This is a genomic window from Streptomyces sp. NPDC023541 (assembly GCF_055559995.1).
The window spans coordinates 458863-482467 of record NZ_JBVHJO010000005.1 but is presented as its reverse complement, the minus strand read 5'-3'; the positions used below and the strand labels follow the sequence as shown (position 1 = coordinate 482467).

Annotated in this window: 24 protein-coding genes; 18 read left to right on the top strand and 6 right to left on the bottom strand. The window is 71.0% G+C overall.

Annotated elements, in window-relative coordinates; translation table 11 throughout:
- Positions 1-39 precede the first annotated feature (39 nt).
- Positions 40-243, bottom strand: a complete 204-nt coding sequence (locus tag ACZ3X1_RS15815; RefSeq protein WP_007265804.1) for a cold-shock protein — start codon at positions 241-243, stop codon at positions 40-42.
- 237 nt (positions 244-480) lie between these two features.
- Between ACZ3X1_RS15815 and ACZ3X1_RS15810 the strand changes: the two genes are divergently transcribed.
- The 4 genes from ACZ3X1_RS15810 to ACZ3X1_RS15795 all read left to right on the top strand — a co-directional run bounded on the left by ACZ3X1_RS15810 (position 481) and on the right by ACZ3X1_RS15795 (position 5529).
- Positions 481-1344, top strand: a complete 864-nt coding sequence (locus ACZ3X1_RS15810; RefSeq protein WP_356815924.1) for a menaquinone biosynthetic enzyme MqnA/MqnD family protein — start codon at positions 481-483, stop codon at positions 1342-1344.
- A 440-nt stretch (positions 1345-1784) separates the two neighbouring features.
- A complete protein-coding gene (locus ACZ3X1_RS15805; protein WP_467279999.1) occupies positions 1785-3593 on the top strand; it encodes a serine/threonine-protein kinase in 1809 nt (602 codons plus the stop codon).
- Positions 3594-3671: 78 nt separating this feature from the next.
- A complete protein-coding gene (gene mqnC, locus ACZ3X1_RS15800; RefSeq protein ID WP_356812014.1) occupies positions 3672-4871 on the top strand; it encodes a cyclic dehypoxanthinyl futalosine synthase in 1200 nt (399 codons plus the stop codon).
- 13 nt (positions 4872-4884) lie between these two features.
- Positions 4885-5529 (top strand): imidazolonepropionase-like domain-containing protein, encoded by a 645-nt coding sequence (locus ACZ3X1_RS15795; RefSeq protein ID WP_467279998.1) that lies wholly within the window; start codon positions 4885-4887, stop codon positions 5527-5529.
- Here the strand turns inward: ACZ3X1_RS15795 and ACZ3X1_RS15790 are convergent.
- The gene (locus ACZ3X1_RS15790; RefSeq protein WP_467279997.1) at positions 5495-5932 is read right to left on the bottom strand and encodes a response regulator transcription factor; all 438 of its coding nucleotides are present in this window, start codon (positions 5930-5932) and stop codon (positions 5495-5497) included. The two genes, ACZ3X1_RS15795 and ACZ3X1_RS15790, sit on opposite strands and share 35 nt — an antisense overlap.
- Positions 5933-5985: 53 nt before the next feature.
- Positions 5986-6894 carry a DUF3152 domain-containing protein gene (locus ACZ3X1_RS15785; RefSeq protein ID WP_356812017.1) on the bottom strand — a complete coding sequence of 303 codons (909 nt, stop codon included), beginning with the start codon at positions 6892-6894 and terminating at the stop codon, positions 5986-5988.
- A 266-nt stretch (positions 6895-7160) separates the two neighbouring features.
- Between ACZ3X1_RS15785 and ACZ3X1_RS15780 the strand changes: the two genes are divergently transcribed.
- Together ACZ3X1_RS15780 and ACZ3X1_RS15775 are read left to right on the top strand one after the other, a co-directional pair.
- Positions 7161-7853 carry a demethylmenaquinone methyltransferase gene (locus ACZ3X1_RS15780; RefSeq protein WP_356812018.1) on the top strand — a complete coding sequence of 231 codons (693 nt, stop codon included), beginning with the start codon at positions 7161-7163 and terminating at the stop codon, positions 7851-7853.
- 5 nt (positions 7854-7858) lie between these two features.
- Positions 7859-8788 carry a glutaminase gene (locus ACZ3X1_RS15775; protein ID WP_356812019.1) on the top strand — a complete coding sequence of 310 codons (930 nt, stop codon included), beginning with the start codon at positions 7859-7861 and terminating at the stop codon, positions 8786-8788.
- 91 nt (positions 8789-8879) lie between these two features.
- Here the strand turns inward: ACZ3X1_RS15775 and ACZ3X1_RS15770 are convergent, their stop codons facing one another.
- Positions 8880-9446 (bottom strand): GNAT family N-acetyltransferase, encoded by a 567-nt coding sequence (locus tag ACZ3X1_RS15770; RefSeq protein WP_030831575.1) that lies wholly within the window; start codon positions 9444-9446, stop codon positions 8880-8882.
- Positions 9447-9544: 98 nt separating this feature from the next.
- On the opposite strand from ACZ3X1_RS15770, the gene ACZ3X1_RS15765 reads away from it, so the two are divergent.
- Positions 9545-10828, top strand: coding sequence for a geranylgeranyl reductase family protein (locus ACZ3X1_RS15765; protein WP_356812021.1), 1284 nt, complete (start codon positions 9545-9547; stop codon positions 10826-10828).
- 20 nt (positions 10829-10848) lie between these two features.
- On the opposite strand, the gene ACZ3X1_RS15760 is transcribed toward ACZ3X1_RS15765, so the two are convergent.
- Both ACZ3X1_RS15760 and ACZ3X1_RS15755 read right to left on the bottom strand, forming a co-directional pair.
- Positions 10849-11118, bottom strand: coding sequence for a hypothetical protein (locus ACZ3X1_RS15760; RefSeq protein ID WP_356812022.1), 270 nt, complete (start codon positions 11116-11118; stop codon positions 10849-10851).
- 194 nt (positions 11119-11312) lie between these two features.
- Positions 11313-12143 (bottom strand): C40 family peptidase, encoded by an 831-nt coding sequence (locus tag ACZ3X1_RS15755; protein ID WP_390075839.1) that lies wholly within the window; start codon positions 12141-12143, stop codon positions 11313-11315.
- A 780-nt stretch (positions 12144-12923) separates the two neighbouring features.
- On the opposite strand from ACZ3X1_RS15755, the gene ACZ3X1_RS15750 reads away from it, so the two are divergent.
- The 11 genes from ACZ3X1_RS15750 (at position 12924) to nuoK (ending at position 23599) form a co-directional block, all read left to right on the top strand.
- Positions 12924-13283 (top strand): NADH-quinone oxidoreductase subunit A, encoded by a 360-nt coding sequence (locus tag ACZ3X1_RS15750; RefSeq protein WP_030010013.1) that lies wholly within the window; start codon positions 12924-12926, stop codon positions 13281-13283.
- 15 nt (positions 13284-13298) lie between these two features.
- Positions 13299-13853, top strand: a complete 555-nt coding sequence (locus ACZ3X1_RS15745) for a NuoB/complex I 20 kDa subunit family protein (RefSeq protein WP_030028258.1) — start codon at positions 13299-13301, stop codon at positions 13851-13853.
- Between the two features lie 62 nt (positions 13854-13915).
- Positions 13916-14599: an NADH-quinone oxidoreductase subunit C gene (locus ACZ3X1_RS15740; RefSeq protein WP_356812074.1), complete on the top strand. Its 684-nt coding sequence runs from the start codon at positions 13916-13918 to the stop codon at positions 14597-14599.
- Complete coding sequence (locus tag ACZ3X1_RS15735; RefSeq protein ID WP_362624973.1) at positions 14599-15924, top strand: NADH-quinone oxidoreductase subunit D; 1326 nt, start codon at positions 14599-14601, stop codon at positions 15922-15924. Before ACZ3X1_RS15740 ends, ACZ3X1_RS15735 begins: the two co-directional genes overlap by 1 nt.
- Entirely contained in the window at positions 15921-16676 is a 756-nt protein-coding gene (gene nuoE, locus ACZ3X1_RS15730) for an NADH-quinone oxidoreductase subunit NuoE (protein ID WP_356812025.1), read from the top strand. The genes ACZ3X1_RS15735 and nuoE overlap by 4 nt, the downstream gene beginning before the upstream one ends.
- Complete coding sequence (nuoF, locus tag ACZ3X1_RS15725; RefSeq protein ID WP_356812026.1) at positions 16676-18043, top strand: NADH-quinone oxidoreductase subunit NuoF; 1368 nt, start codon at positions 16676-16678, stop codon at positions 18041-18043. Before nuoE ends, nuoF begins: the two co-directional genes overlap by 1 nt.
- Entirely contained in the window at positions 18040-20544 is a 2505-nt protein-coding gene (locus ACZ3X1_RS15720; protein ID WP_467279996.1) for an NADH-quinone oxidoreductase subunit G, read from the top strand. The genes nuoF and ACZ3X1_RS15720 overlap by 4 nt, the downstream gene beginning before the upstream one ends.
- Complete coding sequence (gene nuoH, locus ACZ3X1_RS15715) at positions 20541-21905, top strand: NADH-quinone oxidoreductase subunit NuoH (protein WP_356812028.1); 1365 nt, start codon at positions 20541-20543, stop codon at positions 21903-21905. The genes ACZ3X1_RS15720 and nuoH overlap by 4 nt, the downstream gene beginning before the upstream one ends.
- Entirely contained in the window at positions 21898-22500 is a 603-nt protein-coding gene (gene nuoI, locus ACZ3X1_RS15710; protein ID WP_362624977.1) for an NADH-quinone oxidoreductase subunit NuoI, read from the top strand. Before nuoH ends, nuoI begins: the two co-directional genes overlap by 8 nt.
- The gene (locus ACZ3X1_RS15705) at positions 22497-23303 is read left to right on the top strand and encodes an NADH-quinone oxidoreductase subunit J (RefSeq protein WP_356812030.1); all 807 of its coding nucleotides are present in this window, start codon (positions 22497-22499) and stop codon (positions 23301-23303) included. The genes nuoI and ACZ3X1_RS15705 overlap by 4 nt, the downstream gene beginning before the upstream one ends.
- Complete coding sequence (nuoK, locus tag ACZ3X1_RS15700; protein WP_030653455.1) at positions 23300-23599, top strand: NADH-quinone oxidoreductase subunit NuoK; 300 nt, start codon at positions 23300-23302, stop codon at positions 23597-23599. Before ACZ3X1_RS15705 ends, nuoK begins: the two co-directional genes overlap by 4 nt.
- Positions 23600-23605 lie beyond the last annotated feature (6 nt).

Below are 23605 nucleotides of genomic sequence, written 5' to 3'. Positions count from 1 at the left end.
TACTGCTTTTCCAACCCGCGATGAGGTTGGCCCTGGCGACTAGGCCGGGGTGACGTTCTCCGCCTGCGGGCCCTTCGGACCCTGCGTGACGTCGAAGTTGACCTGCTGGTTCTCCTCGAGGGAGCGGAAGCCAGAGGCGTTGATCGCGGAGTAGTGGACGAAGACATCCGGGCCGCCGCCGTCCTGGGCGATGAAGCCGAAGCCCTTTTCAGCGTTGAACCACTTCACGGTTCCGGTAGCCATGAGCCCTCCTATGGGCCAAAGGGTCGCCCTGCTCCAGAACCTGCTAAGAAGTCTGAAAACTACAAAAGCCTGCGGGTCACATTCTCCGCAGGCCTCGTACTGCAAGGGAAACCAAACTGCAACTTGCGGCGAGCCTAGCACGCACCATGCGGCCGAGACCAGAGGGAAAGATCACGTCACCCGGACGTTTGAGACCCGCCTCAAGGCTGACGCGGACCGTGGGACTAGTCTCGCGATGTGGACGTCTACCGCAGCCGGCCCCGCGTCGGCCACATTCAGTTCCTGAACTGCCTGCCCCTCTACTGGGGGCTCGCCAGAACCGGCACGCTGCTGGACCTGGAGCTGACCAAGGACACCCCCGAGAAGCTCAGCCAGAGACTGGTCGACGGGGAGCTGGACATCGCCCCGATCACCCTCGTCGAATTCCTCCGCAACGCCGACCGGCTCGTCGCCTTCCCCGACCTCGCGGTCGGCTGCGACGGCCCCGTGATGTCCTGCGTGATCGTCTCGCAGGTCCCGCTGGAGCAGCTCGACGGAGCTCGCGTCGCCCTCGGCTCGACCTCCCGTACGTCCGTACGCCTCGCCCAGCTCCTGCTCTCCGAGCAGTACGGGGTACGGCCCGACTACTACACCTGCCCGCCCGACCTGGGCCTGATGATGCAGGAGGCCGACGCCGCCGTGCTGATCGGCGACGCCGCGCTGCGGGCTTCGCTCCACGACGCGCCCAGGCTCGGACTGACCGTCCACGACCTGGGGCACATGTGGAAGGAGTGGACCGGACTGCCGTTCGTCTTCGCCGTCTGGGCCGCCCGCAAGGACTACCTCGCCCGGGAGCCCGCCGTCGTGCAGAAGGTCCACGAGGCCTTCCTCGCCTCGCGTGACCTCTCCCTCGAAGAGGTCACCAAGGTCGCCGAGCAGGCGGCCCGCTGGGAGGCCTTCGACGCGGAGCTGCTGGAGCGGTACTTCACGACGCTCGACTTCCGCTTCGGACCCGATCAGCTGGCCGGCGTACGGGAATTCGCGCGCCGGACCGGACCGACGACGGGGTATCCCGCGGATGTGTCCGTGGAGCTGCTGAGCGCGGTGGTCCAGGAGTGCTGAGCGGGTTTACCGCCGGGTAGATCCAAAGCGCCCGGCAGGTGAATGCCCGGTTGCCCGGTTGCCCGGTTTCCCGGGAATTCCCGCCCTTTCCGCATTTCTCCGCCGGGCGGGGGGAATGCAGAAGGGTGACGGCGCGCCCCGCCCGTCCCCGCACGCCATAGGGGATGAGGTGCCGATCATGCCGGGCTCGGCCCGATCGACAGGACACCCCCAAGGGCTGTCCCGGCCTCCATCCCCGGCGGGCGCACGACGGCAGCTGCGGCACCTCGCCGCGTTGTCGGAACACCCGGATGCGCCCCGTATCAGGACGCCCCTGCGCCTTGCCATGCACCGCATCTGACGCCGTGCGCTGATCCACCGGGGACGGTGGTACAGCCCTTAGGCTGCTGTCGGCCGGGTGCCACAAGGCGCCCGGGACCACGGGGAATTGGGGGGACGCGATGCATCCGCTGGAAGCCGGTGAGCCGCGGACCATCGGCACATACCGGTTGTTCGGCCGGCTCGGCGCGGGCGGCATGGGGCGGGTCTACCTGGGCCGCAGCGCGGGCGGCCGGACCGTCGCAGTCAAGATCGTGCACCCGCACTTCGCCTCCGACGAGGAGTTCCGGGCCCGATTCCGCCGCGAGGTGGAGGCGGCCCGGAGGGTCGGCGGCGAGTGGACCGCGCCGGTCCTGGACGCCGACCCGGAGGCCGCGGTCCCGTGGGTGGCCACCGGCTACGTGGCGGGCCCCTCCCTGGACCGCGCGCTCGCCGCGCACGGGCCGCTCCCCGAGGCATCGGTTCGGGCCATCGGCGCGGGCCTGGCGCGGGCCCTGGTGGCCGTGCACGGGCTGGGCCTCGTCCACCGGGACGTGAAGCCGTCGAACGTGATGCTCACCCTGGACGGTCCGCGGCTGATCGACTTCGGGATCGCGCGGGCCACGGACGGCACCGCCTCGCTCACCTCCACCGGCGTCTCCATCGGCTCGCCCGGCTACATGTCACCCGAGCAGATCCTCGGCAAGGGGATCACCGGGGCGGCCGACGTGTTCTCGCTCGGCGCGGTCCTGGCCTTCGCGGCGACCGGCCGGCCGCCCTTCACCGGGGACAACTCCGCCACCCTCCTCTACAAGGTGGTCCACGAGCCGCCCGAGCTCGGCGAGCTCCCGGCCGGGGACCTGCGCGACCTGATCGCGGCCTGCCTGGCCAAGACGGCCGCCGACCGGCCCGCCCCCGAAGCGGTCGCCGCCGCCCTCGCGGGGGCGCTCGGCGCCCCCGGCTGGCTCCCGGCCGCGCTGGTCGAGGAGGCCAGCCGGGCCGCGGTGGCGCTGCTGGACCTGGACGGCGAGCCCTGCGAGGGCGGTGCGGGTGCGACCCCGGCTCCGGCCGGGGCCGGCGTCGCGGCCGGCGCCCCGGAGGCCGCATCGGGCCCGGTCCCGTTCACCGCCGGGTCGTACGGCCCCGCCGGTGGCGGCTTCGGGGCGCCGGACCCCTCCTACGGGAGCCGGGGAGCGTACGGGAGCACGGGCCCTTACGGGAGCCAGGGCGCGGGTTCCGCGTACGCCGCCCGGGCCGCGGGCCCGTACGGCAGCCCCACCGAGACGGCCGGCGGGCCCCCCGGAGCCGGCGGCGCGCTGCCGCAGCAGCGGAGCGCGGCCGACGGGCGGCAGGTCACCGTCAGCGCCGCGGGGCGCCGGTTCAGCTGCACCGTCGTACTGGCCGCGGCGGCCGTCCTCGCGGTGCTGTCCGGCGGGATCTACTTCCTGGACCTGCTGCCGGGCCAGGGCGGCGGCCGGCGGGACCAGGCCGACTCCGGCGGGCGGCCCTCCGCCTCCTCCCCGGCCCCGGGTGCCTCGGCCCCCTCGGCCGCGGCCACCGGTGCGAGCTCCGCGCCGCCGTCCGGGAGCCGTACCGACGTCCCCGAGGAGCTCATCGGCACGTGGAAGGGGACGGTCACCACCGCCCGCGCCCGGCTCTCCACCGAGTTCGAGATCACCATCAAGGCCGGCAAGGTCGGTGAGGTCGTCGGCCGGGACAAGTCGATCCTGCCGCTCTTCGGGACCGACTGCAGCGGGGACTGGAAGCTGGCGTCCGCCACCGACCGCTCGCTCGTCCTGGACACCTCGGCCGGCCCCAACCCCGCCCCCGGCGTGTGCTCCAACGGGTCCGCCGAGGAGCGCTTCACCCTCAACTCCAACGGAACGCTCCACTACAAGTCGGGCGACTCCCCGGCCGGGAACCCCGAAGGAGACCTCACCCGCAGCCCCTGAAAACCGCCGCCGGGTGCTGGCGTAGGCTGGATCGGTCCGGACCTTGACACAGACACACCGCCGAAAGGTGACTCACCGGTGACCGACCAGGCCGTTCTCCAGTCTGTCCTCGACCGCGCCGCCGCGGGGGGCCGGATCACCAAGGAAGAGGCGCTCGACCTCTACCGCCACGCGCCGCTGCACGCGCTCGGCCAGGCGGCCGACGCGGTGCGCCGCCGCCGCTACGCCGGCACCGAGCACATCGCGACGTACATCATCGAGCGGAACATCAACTACACGAACGTGTGCGTCACGGCGTGCAAGTTCTGCGCCTTCTACGCGGCCCCCAAGGACACGAAGAAGGGCTGGTCCCGCGACCTCGACGACATCCTGCGCCGCTGTGCGGAGACCGTCGAGCTCGGCGGCACGCAGATCATGTTCCAGGGCGGGCACCACCCGGACTACGGCGTCGAGTACTACGAACACCACTTCTCCGCCATCAAGAAGGACTTCCCGCAGCTGGTCATCCACTCCCTCGGCGCGTCCGAGGTCGAGCACATGGCCCGCATCTCGGGCGTCTCGGCGCAGGAGGCCATCCAGCGCATCCACGCGGCCGGTCTGGACTCCTTCGCGGGCGCCGGCGCCGAGTTGCTGCCGGCCCGGCCGCGCAAGGCGATCGCCCCGCTCAAGGAGTCCGGCGAGCGCTGGCTGGAGATCATGGAGATCGCCCACAAGCTGGGCGTGGAGTCCACCTCCACCATGCTGATGGGCACCGGCGAGACCAACGCCGAGCGCATCGAGCACATCGCGATGATCCGTGACACGCAGGACCGCACGGGCGGCTTCCGCGCCTTCATCCCGTACACGTACCAGCCCGAGAACAACCACCTCAAGGGGCGCACCCAGGCGACGATCTTCGAGTACCTGCGCATGATCGCGATCGCGCGCCTGTTCCTCGACAACATCGCCCACATCCAGGGCTCCTGGCTGACCGTCGGCAAGGAGGCGGGCCAGCTCTCGCTGCACTACGGCGCGGACGACCTCGGCTCGATCATGCTGGAGGAGAACGTCGTCTCCTCGGCGGGCGCCAAGCACCGCTCCAACCGCCAGGAGATCATCGACCTGATCCGCAAGGCGGGCCGCACGCCGGCGCAGCGCGCGACGACGTACGAGCACCTGCTGGTGCACGACGACCCGGCGAACGACCCGGCTGACGACCGCGTCGTCTCGCACATCTCCTCCACCGCCATCGAGGGCGGCACCGCGCACCCCGAGCTGAAGCTCATCTCCGCGAACTGACGCGTCCGACACGATGCTGACGCTGCACGCCGCCGAACTCCTCGTGACCGGGCCGGGGTCCGCGCCGCTGGAGGGCGGTGCGGTCCTCGTCGAAGGGGACCGGATCGCCCACGTCGGTCCGTACGAGGACCTCGGCGCGACCCACTCGCACGCGCGGGTCCGCCGCTGGCCGGGGGTGCTCACCCCGGGGCTGCTGGTGCGCGGGGCGGACGAGCTGCTGGAGCGGACGTACTACCCGGACGACCCGTACGAGGTCACGGAGCTCGGCGCCGACCCGATCAGCGGCGAGGAAGCGCTGGACGCCCTGAAGCTGACCGAGCCGCGGTGGGGCAACAGCGCCCGGCGCGGCACGCAGCGGCTGCTGGCGCGCGGGGTGGTGGCGGTGTGCGGGCGCTTCACGGTTGCGGCGGTGCGCACGGCGGTGTCCCGATCGGGGCTGACGATCCTGCCGCCCGCACCCTACGAGGGGCGGCCGGCCCTGGATCCCTTCGCGGGGCGTGAGTCGGCGGCCGATGCCTTCCACGGGGTGCTGGAGCCGGGCGCCGCGGCGCGCTTCGCGGTGTTCGCGGTGGCGGACGAGGCCGAACTGCTGGCGCGGGGCGCGACCACGTGCGTGGCCACGGTCATCGGGGGACGGCTGCTGCACCGCCGTCGCTGAGCCCGGCGTCGCTCCCGGCGGCCGGCGCGTCCTCGGCGGGTCCGTCGTCGGTGGGTCTGTCGTCGGTGGCGCGGATGTGCGCGGGGCGGTTGTCCGCGGGTCGGATGTCCGCGGGGCGCCCGCCCTGCCGGGCGAGGGCGGCCAGCAGGCAGGCCTGGAGGCGGCTGACCCCGCCGAGCTTGGCCCGTATGTTCACGACGTGGAACTTGACCGTGCTGACGGACAGTTGGAGTTCCACGGCGAGTTCCCGGTTGGAGGCGCCGGTGGCCAGACACAGGAACACCGCTGACTCCTGCTCGGTCAGCAGCGCCTCGGTCGGCAGGCCTCCGTGCGGCGACGGCGGCCCGCCCGGCTCCTCGTACGAGGGGAACCACGTGGGGACGCTGAAGCTGACGACGCGCACGGTTCCCACTCCTCGATGCCCCCGGGCGGCCCTTCCGGCGGCCGCCCTCCGCCCTAGAGGACGGATGGACCGGACAGGTAGGTTCCATTCGCGTCGAACGGCCAGGCATTGGACTTGCATCCGCCCAGGCCCTTGATCTGCTGCATCATCGCCGGTGCGGGCTTCCCGGCGCCCGGGCAGCCCTCGTGGCCGCGGCCGATCTCGTGCCCGACCTCATGGTTGACGATGAGCGCCCGGTACTCCTCCACGGAGCCGCTGAACTGGGGCGAACCCTCCTTCCAGCGCTTGAGGTTGACCACCACGGTGTGGCCGACCCGGCAGTTGGTCTCGCCGATGAGCTCCGGGGTGACCACGTCGCAGAGGAGGTCGGTGGTCCTGGGCGTCGCGATCTTGACGGTGAAGTCCACCGGCTGGCCCGCTCCCACGAGCTGGAAGCCGTACTGCGGGTCCCTGGTCCAGCCGCGCGGGTCCCCGAGGATCGCCTCGACGGAGCGGGCGGCCGCCTCCGGGTCGATCCCGCTGCCCTCCTCGACCTCCAGCCGCCAGCGCCGTGTCGTCCCCTTGCCCTGCGCGTTGCCGGCGGCGGACGAGCCGGAGAAGGCGCCGGGCTTGCCGGGCGTCGCCGGGGCGCCGGTGGACGCCGAGGGCGAGCCCGCGGGCTGCTGCGAGGGGGCCGCGGGGGACGGCGCGGCCTCGGGTGACTTCGCACCGCCCTGCGGGAGCGGGTTCCCGGCGGCGTCGGTGCCCTCCCCGTCCGGTGCGTCGGGCCGGGCGGCGGTGCGCCCCTTGGCGGCCGTGGTGGCGTCGTCCTCGGGCAGCAGCGCGTAGGCGGTGGCCGAGACGGCGACCAGCGCCGCCGAACCGAGGAGGATCGTGCGCCGCAGCCGCCTGCGCCGTTCGGCCCGGCGCCTGGCGCGCGGGCCGTCTCGGCGGGAACGACCGGTGGAATGGCCTGCCGGCATCGTGAAGCTTCCTGTTCGCGGCGGCCACTGCCGGACCCGCCCACGGTTTGCGGTTCTGATCCGGTGGGTGACCCTCACCGGGCCGCACCCTGGCAGTCAACGCGCATGCGGCGTAGCAGCGTAACTGTCCTTCGGAACAGTTCTACGCTCGGGTACGGAACCGGCACGGCGCGGTACGGCGGAGCCCGCGCCCTCCGGGCCGGCGCGGCCTGAGAGGATGGGGCCGTACCCGCCGATCCGCATCGCAACACGAGGGGCGAACGCCAGTGACAAGGGCCTCCCTGGACAAGCAGCCGCACGAAGTCGCCTCCATGTTCGACAGGGTCGCGGCGAACTACGACCTGACCAACGACGTCCTCTCCCTCGGCCAGGACAGGGTCTGGCGCAAGGAGGTCGCCAAGGCGGTCGGCGCGCGCCCCGGGCAGAAGGTCCTCGACCTGGCCGCCGGCACGGCGACCTCCTCGCTGCCCTTCGCCGCGACCGGCGCGTACGTCGTCCCGTGCGACTTCTCCCTCGGCATGCTCATGGAGGGCAAGAAGCGCAACTCCTGGCTGCCGCTGACGGCCGGCGACGCCACGCGGCTGCCGTTCAAGGACGATGTCTTCGACACCGTGACGATCTCCTTCGGCCTGCGCAACGTCCAGGACACCGACGCGGCGCTGCGCGAGCTGTACCGGGTGACCAAGCCCGGCGGCCAGGTCGTGATCTGCGAGTTCTCGCAGCCCACCTGGGCGCCCTTGCGGACCGTCTACACCGAGTACCTGATGCGCGCGCTGCCGCCCGTCGCCCGCGCGGTGTCGTCCAACCCCGACGCGTACGTGTACCTGGCCGAGTCCATCCGCGAATGGCCCGACCAGCCGGCGCTGGCAGCCCTCCTGCAGAAGGCCGGCTGGTCCAAGGTCGCCTGGCGCAACCTCAGCGGCGGCATCGTCGCGCTGCACAGAGGCACCAAGGACTGACCGCCGTGCCCGACGCTGCGCCCACGGACTACGGGCCCCTGCTGGAGCGGATCGCCGCCGACGTCGCCCCGCTGCTGGGCAGCGGTACGCCCGCCGAGTACATCCCGGCCCTCGCGTCGGTGGACCCGCGGCAGTTCGGGATGGCGATCGCCGATCTCGACGGCAACGTCTTCGGGGTGGGGGACTGGCAGGTGCCCTTCTCCGCCCAGTCGATCACCAAGGTCTTCTCGCTCGCCCTGGCGCTGGCCGGGGGCGGCGACAGTCTGTGGGAGCGGGTCGGCCGGGAGCCCTCGGGCAACCCGTTCAACTCACTCGTGCAGCTGGAGTACGAAAACGGCATTCCGCGCAATCCCTTCATCAACGCGGGCGCGCTCGTGGTCACCGACCGGCTCCAGACCCTGACGGGCGACGCGAGCAGCGAAGTGCTGGAGTTCCTGCGGCAGGAGAGCCGGAACCCGGAGATGGCCTTCGACGCCGAGGTCGCCGCATCCGAGCAGGAGCACGGGGACCGCAACGCGGCCGTCGCCCACTTCATGGCCTCCTACGGCAACATCGACAACCCGGTGCCCGCACTGCTGGAGCACTACTTCTGGCAGTGCTCCATCGAGATGAGCTGCGCCGACCTGGCGCGCGCCGGGAGCTTCCTGGCCCGGCACGGGCTGCGCGCGGACGGCTCGCGGCTGCTGACGCGCAGCGAGGCCAAGCAGGTCAACGCCGTGATGATGACCTGCGGGACGTACGACGCGGCCGGCGAGTTCGCCTACCGGGTGGGTCTGCCCGGCAAGAGCGGGGTGGGCGGCGGGATCGTCGCCGTCGTCCCGGGGCGGTGCACCCTCGCCGTGTGGAGCCCGGGCCTGGACGCCCGGGGCAACTCGGTGGCGGGCGTCGCGGCGCTGGACCGGTTCACGACCCTGACGGGCCTGTCCGTCTTCTGATCCCGTGCTACCGGCCCCCGCCGCGGCGAGCGGCTCCCCGCTTCGCCGCGGCCCCCCGGACGCCGGCCGGGACGAACGCCGGCCGGGACGATCAGCGGGGCTGCGGCAGGTCCCGCAGGTCCAGTACGTAGCGGCGTGCCGGATTCCCGCCCGGCGTGGTGAACTCCTCGGCCAGGGTCATGCCCAGCCGCTCCGCCACGGCCACGGAACGGGCGTTGCGTGCGTGGATCATGGCGCAGACCCGTTCCAGGCCGGCCGCCCGGACGCGTGCCACGGTCGCCTCTGCGGCGGCCGTGGCGTAGCCCTTGCCCCAGTGCTCCCGGCCCAGCCGCCAGCCGATCTCGACCTCCCCGACCGGGCCCCACTCCTGCCGGGGCCACGGCTGGGCGCCGGTGAAGCCGATCACCGCGCCGTCCTCGTCCAGCAGTGTCCACAGGCAGTAGCCGAGCTGTGCGTCGTGCATGCGCTGGCGCGCGGTGAACTCCTCGTACTCGGACAGCTCCGCGGGACCGCCGAGGAACTCCATGACGTCGGGATCGGCGAAGACCTCGTGCCAGGCGTGGGCGTCCTCGTCGGTGGGCACGCGGAGCTGCACCGCGGCGAGCGGCTGCCGGGGCGGGGAGGCCGGCGAGGTCTGCGAGGTCGGCGAGCTTGTCAACGTGGGTGGCCCTTCTGATCGCGATCTCTCTCGCTGCATAGACTGCACATGTCCGGTGCCGTTGGGCACCCTTTATCGAGCCTTCGGGAGACCCCGCAGTGACCGAGCTCCTCTCCGAACACTCCGCGGACGTGATCGTCGTCGGGGCCGGGCCCGCCGGCTCGACCACCGCCTACTACCTCGCCAAGGCCGGATTGGACGTCCTGCTGCTGGAGAAGACGGCGTTCCCGCGCGAGAAGGTCTGCGGCGACGGACTGACCCCGCGCGCCACGAAGCAGCTGGTGGCGATGGGCGTCGACATCTCCGAAGAGGCCGGCTGGCTCCGCAACAAGGGCCTGCGGATCATCGGGGGCGGGCAGCGGCTCCAGCTGGACTGGCCGGAACTCGCCTCCTACCCGGAGTACGGACTCGTCCGCAAGCGCGACGACTTCGACGAGATCCTCGCCCGGCAGGCGCAGAAGGCCGGCGCCCGGCTGTACGAGCGCTGCAACGTCGGCGAGCCCGTCCGCGACGCCCGCACCGGCCGCATCACGGGCGTGCAGGCGAAGCTGGGCGAGGAGAAGACCCCGGTCACCTTCCACGCCCCGCTGGTCGTCGCGGCCGACGGCAACTCCTCCCGGCTGTCCCTGGCGATGGGCCTGCACCGGCGCGAGGACCGCCCGATGGGCGTCGCGGTGCGCACGTACTTCACTTCGCCGCGGCACGACGACGACTACCTGGAGTCCTGGCTGGAGCTGTGGGACCGGCGCGGTCCGCAGGACCGGCTGCTGCCCGGCTACGGCTGGATCTTCGGCATGGGCGACGGCACCTCCAACGTCGGCCTCGGCATCCTCAACTCCTCCTCCGCCTTCAAGGAGCTGGACTGGCGCGAGGTCCTCAAGGCCTGGTGCGCCTCGATGCCGCAGGACTGGGGCTACACCCCGGAGAACATGACGCAGCCGATCCGCGGCGCGGCCCTGCCGATGGCCTTCAACCGGCAGCCGCACTACACCAAGGGCCTGCTGCTGGTCGGCGACGCGGGCGGCCTCGTCAACCCGTTCAACGGCGAGGGCATCGCCTACGCCATGGAGTCCGGCCAGATCGCGGCCGACGTCATCGTGCAGGCGCAGGCCCGGTCCACCCCGGCGCAGCGCGAGCTGGCGCTGCACAACTACCCGAAGGTGCTCAAGGAGACCTACGGCGGCTACTACACGCTGGGCCGCGCCTTCGTGAAGCTGATCGGCAACCCGAAGGTCATGAAGGTCGCCACGCAGCGCGGTCTGACCCACCCGCTGCTGATGAAGTTCACGCTGAAGATGCTGGCCAACCTGACCGACCCGGCGGGCGGCGACGCGATGGACCGCATCATCAACGGCCTCTCGAAGGTGGCCCCGAAGGCGTGACGACGGTCTGACGCAGGCTGCTACGGACGGCGGTCCCGGATCCCCCGGCCCTCAGGGTCGGGGGATCCGTGCACGGTGCGCACGCACCGGGCCAGCAGGACCAGGCCGCACACCAGCAGCGCGACCGAGACGGTCCAGCCGGTGGCCAGGAGGAGGGCGTGCCCCGGTTTCTGCCAGGGGCGCGCGGTGTTCAGCAGCCAGCCCCCGACGGCGAGGAGCCCGAGGCCGAGGGCGGCCCGGACCGCGGTCGGGTCGCCGGCCTCGTGGGGCTCGTACGGCTGTGCGCCCACGGGACCACCACCTCCAGGGTCTGACGCTCAGGGCTTCCGCCGCCATCTTCGCAGGGCGTCGGCCGGCAGGGTGCCACAAGGCCCGTCAGGTCAGGGCAACGGCCGCAGGGCCGGTACTCCGCCCCCGAGCGGGGGAGTACCGGCCCTGCGGCCGTGTGTGGTGCCGTTGGCCCGAGCGGCGCTCAGGGGCGGGTTCAGAGGACGCGGACGGCGCCCGTCGGCCTGTCGTAGCTCAGGCTGCGCTCGACGATGCCCGTGCTGGGGTTCTGCGCGCCGACGAACTTGCCGCCGCCGACGTAGAGGGCGACGTGGTACGCGCTGCCCTTGGAGCCCCAGTACAGGATGTCACCCGGCTGCAGGGCGTTCAGGGAGACCGACGTGCCGGCCGAGGACTGCGCCTGGGACATGCGCGGCAGGGAGATGCCGGCCTGGCGGTAGGCGGCCTGGACGAGGCCGGAGCAGTCGAAGGAGGACGGGCCGGTGCCACCCATGACGTAGGCCTTGCCGACCTGCGCGCGGGCGAAGTTGACGACGGCGGCGGCGGAGCCGGTCGCCGGGGCCGACACGGTGCCGGTGCCCTGCGGAGCCTTGGCGGAGGTCGAGGTGCTCTTGAGGGAGGTGCGGTCGGAGTCGCGGGTGGCGCGCTCGGCCTCGGCCTTGCGGTCCGCCTCCTCCTTCGCCTTCTTCTCGGCGGCCTTCTGGGCCGTCTCCTTGGCCTGCTTCGCCTCGGCGGCGGCGCCGGTACGGGCGCTCTCCTCCTGGGCGGTCAGTTCGCCTTCCACGGCGGCCAGACGGGTGTTCTCGGCGGCCGTGGTGACGGCGGAGGAGACCTCGGCCGCCAGGTCCAGGTTCAGGACCGGCATTTCGAGCGTCGTCTCGGCCACGGGCTCGGACGGGGACGCGCTCGCGGTGCCGGCCATGGCCAGGGTGCTGAGGACGCCACCGGCAACTCCGGCGCGGACCGCGAGCTTCGAGGCGCTGCGGCGGGGCTTCCGGTGGCTGGGTATGTGAGCGGTGTGGGACATGAGAACAACCGCTATCAGGGCGTCAGGGGTCCCTTCAAGAAACGTGGGGTGCGCCACAGTTGCGCGCGAAGTGCGCGAACCGGGCGCGCCCCGACTCTTATTGACGCCGTAACGGGCGAAACGGACACGCCTTCACAAGGCTGTGATCATGGGGTTTCAGAATTAAGTCCGAAATGATCCTCGGACTACCATCCCTCCGCACAGATGGCCAAGCCCGCTTTCGGAACGCCCGATTCAGAGTGGCGCAGGTCACAGGCGGATCACGTCATGTGGGCCCCGTGGCCGGGCCGTGACCTTCCTGTGAAGCGGCCGGGGCGGCTCGTGAACGGATGCACGCACTCGGGGGCCCGCCGCACCCTCGTCTGCCCCGCGTCCACCTCCGTACGCGCGGCCTCCCCCGACCGGGCGACGCGGATCCCCTTACCATCGGGGGCGCTTCCAGGCCAATTTGCCTGCACCCGCCATCATTTGATAGGGCGAGGCGCCTTCCACCTGCGAGAACGGGCTCGAATGTCACCTTTGGTGATCATGCGGCTGCTTCGCGTATGAAGATCACCACTCATCGGACTTCATGATCGTTCGTCAGGTGGTGGAGATCACAAACTCGGTGTTGGTACCCGTGTCGCAGATCACAGACGAGCAGGCATAAGATGCGCACCAGTCCGGCTTGTGAACTGCCTCACATGCGAGCGCTTCATCGAAAGCGTGATCTTCGCGAGGCGGGGCACGCGGCGCCGGCAGCGGTCCAACGGTCAAGGACGACTGGAAGGAGCGAGGAGCGTGAATGCGTACGCGCCCATCCTCGTGCTCGGCGCCCTCGGCGCAGGGTTTGCGATCTTCTCCGTGGTCATGGCCACGCTGATCGGTCCAAAACGGTACAACCGGGCGAAGCTCGAAGCCTACGAGTGCGGCATCGAGCCGACGCCGATGCCTGCCGGCGGCGGTCGCTTCCCCATCAAGTACTACCTGACGGCGATGCTCTTCATCGTCTTCGACATCGAGGTTGTCTTCCTCTACCCCTGGGCCGTCACCTTCGACTCCCTGGGGATCTTCGGGCTCGTCGAGATGCTGCTCTTCGTGCTCACCGTCTTCGTCGCCTACGCCTACGTATGGCGTCGCGGCGGCCTGGAATGGGACTGAGGGGCTGAATTTCCCATGGGACTGGAAGAGAAGCTGCCGAGCGGCTTTCTGCTGACCACCGTCGAACAGGCCGCGGGGTGGGTGCGCAAGTCGTCCGTCTTCCCGGCGACCTTCGGCCTCGCCTGCTGTGCCATCGAGATGATGACGACCGGAGCGGGCCGGTACGACCTGGCCCGCTTCGGCATGGAGGTCTTCCGCGGCTCCCCGCGCCAGGCCGACCTCATGATCGTGGCCGGTCGGGTCAGCCAGAAGATGGCGCCGGTGCTGCGCCAGGTGTACGACCAGATGCCCGCTCCCAAATGGGTCATCTCCATGGGGGTTTGTGCATCTTCAGGCGGAATGTTCAACAACTACGCGATCGTCCAGGGCGTCGACCACATCGTCCCGGTGGACATCTACCTCCCCGGCTGCCCGCCCCGCCCCGAGATGCTGATGGACGCGATCCTCAAGCTCCACCAGAAGATCCAGGGCGGAAAGCTCGGCGTGAACCGGGAGGAAGCGGCCCGCGAGGCGGAGGCGGCGGCCCTCAAGGCGCTCCCCACCATCGAGATGAAGGGGCTGCTCCGGTGAGCGAGACCCAAGAGCCGCGCAACGGCACCGACGTCCCCGGCTCCGACGGTGGCGGCGGCGGCCTGCCCGCGCCGCGCGCCCAGGGCCCCGAGGTGATCGGCGTCCGCAAGGGCATGTTCGGCGCCGGGAACGGCGGCGACACCAGCGGCTACGGCGGCCTCGTCCGCACCGTCGCCCTGCCCGGCGCGACCGCCCGGCCGTACGGCTCCTACTTCGACGAAGTGGCCGACGAGCTCGAAGGCGCCCTGGAGGAGCAGGACCTGGTCCCGGAGAACGCCATCGAGAAGACCGTCGTCGACCGGGGCGAGCTCACCTTCCACATCGCCCGCGAGCACCTCCTACGGGTCGCCCGCACCCTGCGCGACGACCCCGCCCTGCGCTTCGAGCTGTGCACCGGCGTCAGCGGAGTCCACTTCCCCGGGGACAAGGGCCGCGAACTGCACGCCGTCTACCACCTGCGCTCGCTCACCCACGGCCGGATCCTGCGGCTGGAGGTGTCCGTCCCGGACGCCGACCCGCACGTCCCCTCGCTCGTCTCCGTCTACCCGACCAACGACTGGCACGAGCGCGAGACGTACGACTTCTTCGGCCTGGTCTTCGACGGGCACCCGGCCCTCACCCGGATCATGATGCCGGACGACTGGCAGGGCTTCCCGCAGCGCAAGGACTACCCGCTCGGCGGCATCCCCGTCGAGTACAAGGGCGCCCAGATCCCGGCTCCCGACCAGCGGAGGTCGTACAGCTGATGTCCACGTCCAACCACTCCTCCGCTCGCGAGACGACCGAGGGCACCGTCTACACCGTCACCGGCGGCGACTGGGACGAGATCGTCCAGTCGGCGGCCAGGGCCGACGACGAGCGGATCGTCGTCAACATGGGTCCGCAGCACCCCTCCACCCACGGTGTGCTGCGGCTGATCCTGGAGATCGACGGCGAGACCGTCACCGAGGCCCGCTGCGGCATCGGCTACCTCCACACCGGAATCGAGAAGAACCTCGAATTCCGCAACTGGACGCAGGGCACCACCTTCGTCACGCGCATGGACTACCTGACGCCGTTCTTCAACGAGACGGCGTACTGCCTCGGCGTCGAGAAGCTCCTCGGCATCACCGACCAGATCCCGGACCGGGCCACCGTCATCCGCGTCCTGCTGATGGAGCTCAACCGGCTCTCCTCCCACCTGGTGTGCATCGCCACCGGCGGCATGGAGCTGGGCGCGACCACGATCATGATCTACGGCTTCCGCGACCGGGAGCTGATCCTCGACATCTTCGAGCTGATCACCGGGCTGCGCATGAACCACGCGTTCATCCGCCCCGGCGGCCTCGCGCAGGACCTGCCCCCGGGTGCCGTCGACCAGCTGCGCGAGTTCGTGAAGACCATGAAGAAGAACCTGCCGGAGTACGACAAGCTCGCCACCGGCAACCCGATCTTCAAGGCCCGCATGCAGGACGTCGGCTACCTCGACCTCTCCGGCTGCATGGCGCTCGGCGCCACCGGCCCGATCCTGCGCTCCGCCGGCCTGCCGCACGACCTGCGCAAGTCGGACCCGTACTGCGGCTACGAGACCTACGAGTTCGACGTGCCGACCACCGAGACCTGCGACTCCTACGGGCGGTTCCTGATCCGCCTGGAGGAGATGCGCCAGTCCCTGCGGATCGTCGAGCAGTGCCTGGAGCGGCTGGAGCCCGGGCCGGTGATGGTCGCCGACAAGAAGATCGCCTGGCCCGCGCAGCTGGCCATGGGCCCCGACGGCCTCGGCAACTCTCTCGACCACATCAGGAACATCATGGGCACCTCCATGGAGGCCCTCATCCACCACTTCAAGCTGGTGACCGAGGGCTTCCGGGTACCGGCCGGGCAGGCGTACGCGGCCGTCGAGTCGCCCAAGGGCGAGCTGGGCGTCCACGTCGTCTCCGACGGCGGAACCCGCCCCTACCGGGTCCACTTCCGCGATCCGTCCTTCACCAACCTGCAGGCCATGGCAGCGATGTGCGAGGGCGGCCAGGTCGCCGACGTCATCGTCGCCGTCGCCTCCATCGACCCCGTGATGGGAGGCGTCGACCGATGACCGCCAGTCCTCAGAACCGAGGGGTCTCGCTGGGCATGCCCCAGCTGCCCGCCCCCGACTTCCCGGCGGAGGTACGGACACGCCTCGAAGCGGACGCGAAGGAAGTCATCGCCCGCTACCCCGACAGCCGCTCCGCGCTGCTCCCGCTGCTGCACCTGTGCCAGTCGCACGAGGGCTACGTCTCCAAGACCGGCGTCCGCTTCTGCGCCGAGGTGCTCGGCCTGACCACTGCCGAGGTCACCGCCGTCGCCACCTTCTACACCATGTACCGGCGGCGGCCCTCCGGCGACTACCAGGTCGGCGTCTGCACCAACACCCTGTGCGCGGTCATGGGCGGCGACGCCATCTTCGAAGAGCTCAAGGAGCACCTCGGGGTCGGCAACAACGAGACCACCCCCGACGGCAAGGTCACCCTCGAACACATCGAGTGCAACGCGGCCTGCGACTACGCCCCCGTGGTGATGGTCAACTGGGAGTTCTTCGACAACCAGACCCCCGAGTCCGCCAAGGCCATGGTCGACGACCTGCTGGCCGGCCGCGAGGTCTCCCCGACCCGGGGCGCGCCGCTGTGCACGTACAAGGAGACCGCCCGGATCCTGGCCGGCTTCCCCGACGAGCGCGCGGGCGCGGTCGAGGCCACCGGCGGCGCCGGCCCCGCCTCCCTGATCGGCCTGCGCATCGCCCGCGGCGAATCCCCGCACGCCCCGGTCGTCCACCCGCGCGGCGAGACCCGTACCGAGGGAGGGGAGTGATGACCGTGTCGACCGAACTGAGCAAGAACGGCACCAGCCCGGAGAAGCTCCTCGCACCCGTCCTGTCGGCGTTCTGGGACGAACCCCGGTCGTGGACGCTGGAGACCTACCGCCGCCACGGCGGCTACGAGGGCCTGCGCAAAGCCCTGGCGATGACGCCGGACGAAGTGATCGCCTACGTGAAGGACTCGGGGCTGCGCGGACGTGGCGGCGCGGGCTTCCCCACCGGCATGAAGTGGCAGTTCATCCCGCAGGGCGACGGAAAGCCGCACTACCTCGTCGTGAACGCGGACGAGTCGGAACCGGGAACCTGCAAGGACATCCCCCTCCTCTTCGCCAACCCGCACTCCCTCATCGAGGGAATGATCATCGCCTGCTACGCGATCCGCTCGCAGCACGCCTTCATCTACCTGCGCGGCGAAGTCGTACCCGTCCTGCGGCGCCTGCACGAGGCGGTGCGCGAGGCGTACGAGGCCGGATACCTCGGCAAGGCTGGACATCGGGAAAAGAGCGGCCTCGGCAGCGGCCTCGACCTCGACATCACGGTGCACGCGGGCGCGGGCGCGTACATCTGCGGCGAGGAGACGGCGCTGCTGGACTCCCTCGAAGGCCGGCGCGGCCAGCCCCGGCTGCGTCCCCCCTTCCCTGCCGTCGAGGGGCTCTACGCGTGCCCCACTGTCGTCAACAACGTCGAGTCCATCGCCTCGGTTCCCGCGATCCTGAACAAGGGCAAGGACTGGTTCAAGGCGATGGGGACCGAGAAGTCCCCCGGCTTCACGCTCTACTCGCTCTCCGGGCACGTCGCCGGACCAGGCCAGTACGAGGCCCCGCTCGGCATCACCCTGCGCCAGCTCCTCGACATGAGCGGCGGCATGCGGCCCGGGCACCGGCTGAAGTTCTGGACGCCTGGCGGCTCCTCCACCCCGATGTTCACCGACGAGCACCTCGACGTCCCCCTGGACTACGAGGGCGTCGGCGCCGCCGGCTCGATGCTCGGCACCAAGGCCCTCCAGTGCTTCGACGAGACCACCTGCGTGGTGCGGGCCGTCACCCGGTGGACCGAGTTCTACGCGCACGAGTCCTGCGGCAAGTGCACACCCTGCCGCGAAGGCACCTACTGGCTGGTCCAGCTGCTCCGCGACATCGAGGCCGGCAAGGGCGTCATGTCCGACCTCGACAAGCTGAACGACATCGCCGACAACATCAACGGCAAGTCCTTCTGCGCCCTCGGCGACGGCGCGGCCAGCCCGATCTTCTCCTCGCTCAAGTACTTCCGCGAGGAGTACGAGCAGCACATCACGGGCAAGGGCTGCCCCTTCGACCCCAGGAAGTCGACCCTCTGGGCCGACACGGAGGTGAACGCATGACCGTCACCACTACGGCCGCCTCCGGGGGAGAAGCCGCCGTCCCGCCGGAGGACCTGGTCTCGCTGACCATCGACGGGGTCGAGCTCTCGGTGCCCAAGGGCACCCTCGTCATCCGCGCCGCCGAACAGATCGGCATCGAGATCCCCCGGTTCTGCGACCACCCCCTCCTGCCCCCGGCCGGTGCCTGCCGCCAGTGCATCGTCGAGGTCGAGGGCCAGCGCAAGCCGATGGCCTCCTGCACCATCACCTGCACCGACGGCATGGTCGTCAAGACGCAGCTGACCTCCGAGGTCGCCGACAAGGCGCAGCGCGGGGTGATGGAGCTGCTGCTCATCAACCACCCGCTGGACTGCCCCGTCTGCGACAAGGGCGGCGAGTGCCCGCTGCAGAACCAGGCGATGTCGCACGGCAACGCCGAGTCCCGCTTCGAGGGCCGCAAGCGGACCTACGAGAAGCCCGTCCCGATCTCCACGCAGGTCCTGCTGGACCGGGAGCGGTGCGTGCTCTGCGCCCGCTGCACCCGCTTCTCCAACGAGATCGCCGGCGACCCGATGATCGAGCTGCTGGAACGCGGCGCGCTCCAGCAGGTCGGCACCGGCGAGGACGACCCCTTCGAGTCGTACTTCTCCGGCAACACCATCCAGATCTGCCCGGTCGGCGCCCTCACCTCGGCCGCGTACCGATTCCGCTCCCGCCCCTTCGACCTCGTGTCCTCCCCGAGCGTGTGCGAGCACTGCGCGGGCGGCTGCGCGACCCGTACCGACCACCGCCGGGGCAAGGTGCTGCGGCGCCTCGCCGCGGAGGACCCCGAGGTCAACGAGGAGTGGGTCTGCGACAAGGGCCGATTCGCGTTCCGCTACGCGCAGCGCCCGGACCGGCTGACCACCCCGCTGGTGCGCAACGCCGCCGGAGTGCTGGAACCGGCGAGCTGGCCCGAGGCCCTGGAGGCCGCCGCGAACGGGCTCGCCGCCGCGCGCGGCCGGGCCGGCGTGCTGACCGGCGGCCGGCTCACCGTCGAGGACGCCTACGCCTACGCCAAGTTCGCCCGGGTGGTGCTCGACACCAACGACATCGACTTCCGGGCCCGCGTGCACAGCGCCGAGGAGGCCGACTTCCTGGCCGCCACCGTCGCCGGCACCGGCAAGGACCTCGACGGCGACGGCGTCACCTACACCTCGCTGGAGGCGGCGCCCACGGTGCTGCTCGCCGGCATCGAGGCCGAGGAGGAGGCCCCCGGCGTCTTCCTGCGGCTGCGCAAGGCCCACCGCAGGTTCAAGCAGCGGACCTTCGCCCTCGCCCCCTTCGCCACCCGCGGACTGGAGAAGGCCGGCGGCACGCTGCTCGCCGCCGCCCCCGGCACCGAGCCCGACTGGCTCGACGCGCTGTCCTCGCGGACCGGCCTGGAGGCGGGCGGCGCCGAAGCCGCCGAGGCGCTGCGCAGGCCCGGCGCCGTCATCGTCGTCGGGGAGCGCCTCGCCGGCGTGCCCGGCGCGCTGACCGCCGCCGTACGGGCGGCCGCCGCGACCGGGGCGAAGCTGGTGTGGATCCCCCGCCGGGCCGGGGAGCGGGCGGCCGTCGAGGCCGGCGCGCTGCCGTCCCTGCTGCCGGGCGGCCGGCCGGCGACCGACCCGCGGGCCCGCGACGAGGTCGCCACCGCCTGGGGCCTGGACGAACTCCCGCACCGCTACGGCCGCGACACCGGCCAGATCGTCGAGGCGGCGGCCACCGGGGAACTGTCCGCGCTGCTGGTCGCGGGCGTCGAGGTCACCGACCTGCCCGACCCGGCCCGCGCGCGGACCGCCCTGACGGAGGCCTTCGTGGTCTCCCTGGAGCTGCGGCCCAGCGAGGTCACCGACCACGCGGACGTGGTCCTGCCGGTCGCCGCGGTCGCCGAGAAGGCGGGCGCGTTCATCAACTGGGAGGGCCGGGTCCGGCCGTTCGAGGCCGCCCTCAAGCCCGACCAGATGACCCGCCGGCTCGCCCCGGCCGACGCCCGCGTGCTGCACATGCTCGCCGACGCCGCCGACCGGCCGATCGCGCTGCCGGACGTGCACGCCGTACGCCGGGAGCTGGAGCGGCTCGGCCCCTGGGAGGGCGGGCTCGCCGCCGAGCAGTCCACCGACCCCGTGCCGCTGCCCCGTCCCGGCGTCGGCGAGGCGGTCCTCGCGGGCCACCGGCTCCTCCTCGACCAGGGCCGGCTCCAGGAGGGCGACGAGGCCCTGGCCGGAACCCGGCACGAGGCCGGCGCCCGGCTGTCGGCCGCCACGGCCGCCGAGACGGGCGTCAAGGACGGCGACGTCCTCGCGGTCACCGGCCCCGCCGGCACCGTGGAACTCCCGCTCCGGATCACCGAGATGCCCGACCGCGTGGTCTGGCTCCCGCTGAACTCCACCGGCTCCGGCGTCCTCGCCGACGCCGGAGCCCGCCCGGGCACCCTCGTACGCATCGGTCCGGCGACCCCGGCCGGCGCAGGCGACACCACTGCGGAGGTGGGCGCGTGAACACCGTTCAACTCGCTGCCGAGGACCTGTCCGTCTTCGGACGGGACGTCTGGTGGCTCGTCGTCGTCAAGGCGGTGTTCTGCTTCGCCTTCCTGATGGTGACGGTGCTCTTCTCCATCGTGTGGGAGCGCAAGGTCGTCGCCTGGATGCAGCTGCGCATCGGCCCCAACCGGCACGGCCCGTGGGGCATGCTCCAGTCGCTCGCCGACGGCGTGAAGCTGATGCTCAAGGAAGACATCATCGTCAAGCGGGCCGACAAGGTCGTCTACGTCCTGGCCCCGATCATCGCGGCGATCCCGGCCTTCATGGCCATCGCGGTGATCCCCTTCGGCCCGGCCGGAGACGAGGTCTCCATCTTCGGCCAGCGCACCTCGATGCAGCTGACCGACCTGCCCATCGCGATGCTCTACATCCTCGCTGTGGCCTCGGTCGGCATCTACGGCATCGTCCTCGCGGGCTGGTCCTCCGGCTCCACGTACCCGCTCCTCGGCGGCCTGCGTTCCTGCGCTCAGATGATCTCCTACGAGATCGCGATGGGCGCGGCCTTCGCCTCGGTCTTCCTCTACTCCGGATCGATGTCGACCTCGGCGATCGTCGATGCCCAGCAGGACCGCTGGTTCATCGTGCTGCTGCCGGTGTCCTTCATCATCTACGTCGTCACGATGGTCGGCGAGACCAACCGCGCCCCCTTCGACATGCCGGAGTCCGAAGGCGACCTGGTCGGCGGCTTCAACACCGAGTACTCGTCCATCAAGTTCGCGCTGTTCATGCTCGCCGAGTACGTCAACATGGTCACCGTCTCGGCGGTCTCGGTCACCCTGTTCCTGGGCGGCTGGCGGGCCCCGTACCCGATCAGTCACTTCTGGGAGGGCGCGAACCACGGCTGGTGGCCGCTGCTCTGGTTCGTCCTGAAGGTGCAGCTGCTCCTGTTCTTCTTCATCTGGCTGCGCGGCACGCTGCCGCGCGTGCGCTACGACCAGCTGATGAAGCTCGGCTGGAAGGTCCTGATCCCGGTCTCCGTGGTCTGGCTGATGATGGTCGCCACCGTCCGGGCGCTGCGCAACGAGGCGTACGAGATCGGTGACATCGCCCTCTACGTCGGCGGCGCCGTCGTGGCGATCCTGCTGCTCTCCCTCGTCGCGGACGTCTTCCGCGACAAGCGCGAGAAGGCCGCGGCCGCGGACGCCGCCAAGGACGCGGAGCCCTTCGACCCGCTGGCGGGCGGGTTCCCCGTACCGCCCAAGCCCGGCCAGCACCTGGCACCCGTACCCCGCAGGCGGCCCCGCAGCGAGCGGGAGCTGATCGTCAGTGGCGGCGCGAACCCCGACAGTGACCGAGAGGAGGGTGCTGAGAATGTCTGACGAGAAGTGGCAGAACCCGGTGGCCGGCTTCGGCGTGACCTTCAAGGCCATGTTCAAGAAGCGCCTCACCGAGCAGTACCCGGAGCAGCAGAAGACCACCGCCCCGCGCTTCCACGGACGGCACCAGCTCAACCGGCACCCCGACGGTCTGGAGAAGTGCATCGGGTGCGAGCTGTGCGCCTGGGCCTGTCCCGCCGACGCCATCTACGTGGAGGGCGCCGACAACACCGAGGAGGAGCGCTACTCCCCGGGTGAGCGGTACGGCCGGGTCTACCAGATCAACTACGCCCGCTGCATCCTGTGCGGGCTGTGCGTCGAGGCGTGCCCGACCCGGGCGCTGACCATGACGAACGAGTTCGAACTGGCCGACGCCAGCCGCGAGTCGCTCATCTACACCAAGGAGCAGCTGCTCGCCGGTCTGAGCGAGGGCATGGTCGAGGCCCCGCACTCGATCTTCCCCGGCACCGACGAGCAGGACTACTACCGCGGACTGGTGACGGGCGCCGCCCCGGGCACGGTCCGGCAGGTGGCGGTCTCCAAGGGCGAGGAGCCGGCCGACGCCGACGGCGGCACCGCGGCGGAGGTGGGGGCATGAGCGCCATCGCCGCGACCGCCACCTCCGGTGGCGAGGCCGTGCAGTTCTGGATCCTCGGCACGGTCGCCGTCATCGGCGCGCTGGCCACGATCCTGATGAAGAAGGCCGTGCACAGCGCACTCAGCCTCGCCGGGACGATGATCATCCTGGCCGTCTTCTACCTCGCCAACGGGGCGTACTTCCTGGGCGTCGTCCAGATCATCGTCTACACCGGCGCGATCATGATGCTCTTCCTCTTCGTGGTCATGCTCGTCGGCGTCACCGCCGCCGACTCCCTGAAGGAGACCATCAAGGGGCAGCGCTGGCTGGGCGTCCTGTGCGGCCTCGGCTTCGGCATCCTGCTGTTCGCCGGCATCGGCCACGCCGGGCTGAGCCAGTTCAACGGGCTCGGCCGGGTCAACTCCGCCGGGCACGTCGAAGGTCTGGCGCAGCTGATCTTCACCAAGTACGTCTTCGCCTTCGAGATCACCGGCGCGCTGCTGATCACCGCGGCCGTCGGTGCGATGGTGCTCACCCACCGCGAGCGCACCGAACGGGCCGCGACCCAGCGCGAGCTGGCCGAGCGCCGCGTGCGCGAGGGGGTGCAGCTCCCGCCGCTGCCCGCGCCCGGCGTCTACGCCCGGCACAACGCGGTGGACGTCGCCGGCCTGCTGCCGGACGGCACCCCGTCCGAGCTGACGGTCAGCAAGACGCTGCGCGCCCGCGGTCAGATCCGCGACGTCTCCAGCGAGGCGCTCGACGACCTCAAGGCGCTGGAACAGAGTTCCGCGGAGCGCCTCGGCCGTGAGGAGGCCTCGAAGTGAATCCGGTCAACTACCTGTATCTGGCGGCCCTGCTGTTCACGATCGGCGCCACCGGCGTGCTGATCCGCAAGAACGCGATCGTGCTGTTCATGTGCGTCGAGCTGATGCTCAACGCCTGCAACCTCGCCTTCGTCGCGTTCTCCCGGATGCACGGCAACCTCGACGGCCAGATCATCGCCTTCTTCACCATGGTCGTCGCCGCTGCGGAGGTCGTGGTCGGCCTGGCGATCATCGTGTCGCTGTTCCGTACCCGCCACTCGGCCTCGGTCGACGACGCCAGCCTGATGAAGCTGTAAGGGGTC

What these genes read in the sequence shown, in the direction of transcription:
- ACZ3X1_RS15815 (WP_007265804.1), bottom strand. Translation starts at nt 243, where the DNA reads ATGGCTACCGGAACCGTGAAGTGGTTCAACGCTGAAAAGGGCTTCGGC.
- ACZ3X1_RS15805 (WP_467279999.1), top strand. Translation starts at nt 1,785, where the DNA reads ATGCATCCGCTGGAAGCCGGTGAGCCGCGGACCATCGGCACATACCGG.
- ACZ3X1_RS15795 (WP_467279998.1), top strand. Translation starts at nt 4,885, where the DNA reads ATGCTGACGCTGCACGCCGCCGAACTCCTCGTGACCGGGCCGGGGTCC.
- ACZ3X1_RS15785 (WP_356812017.1), bottom strand. Translation starts at nt 6,894, where the DNA reads ATGCCGGCAGGCCATTCCACCGGTCGTTCCCGCCGAGACGGCCCGCGC.
- ACZ3X1_RS15755 (WP_390075839.1), bottom strand. Translation starts at nt 12,143, where the DNA reads ATGTCCCACACCGCTCACATACCCAGCCACCGGAAGCCCCGCCGCAGC.
- ACZ3X1_RS15745 (WP_030028258.1), top strand. Translation starts at nt 13,299, where the DNA reads ATGGGACTGGAAGAGAAGCTGCCGAGCGGCTTTCTGCTGACCACCGTC.
- ACZ3X1_RS15735 (WP_362624973.1), top strand. Translation starts at nt 14,599, where the DNA reads ATGTCCACGTCCAACCACTCCTCCGCTCGCGAGACGACCGAGGGCACC.
- nuoE (WP_356812025.1), top strand. Translation starts at nt 15,921, where the DNA reads ATGACCGCCAGTCCTCAGAACCGAGGGGTCTCGCTGGGCATGCCCCAG.
- nuoF (WP_356812026.1), top strand. Translation starts at nt 16,676, where the DNA reads ATGACCGTGTCGACCGAACTGAGCAAGAACGGCACCAGCCCGGAGAAG.
- ACZ3X1_RS15720 (WP_467279996.1), top strand. Translation starts at nt 18,040, where the DNA reads ATGACCGTCACCACTACGGCCGCCTCCGGGGGAGAAGCCGCCGTCCCG.
- nuoI (WP_362624977.1), top strand. Translation starts at nt 21,898, where the DNA reads ATGTCTGACGAGAAGTGGCAGAACCCGGTGGCCGGCTTCGGCGTGACC.
- ACZ3X1_RS15705 (WP_356812030.1), top strand. Translation starts at nt 22,497, where the DNA reads ATGAGCGCCATCGCCGCGACCGCCACCTCCGGTGGCGAGGCCGTGCAG.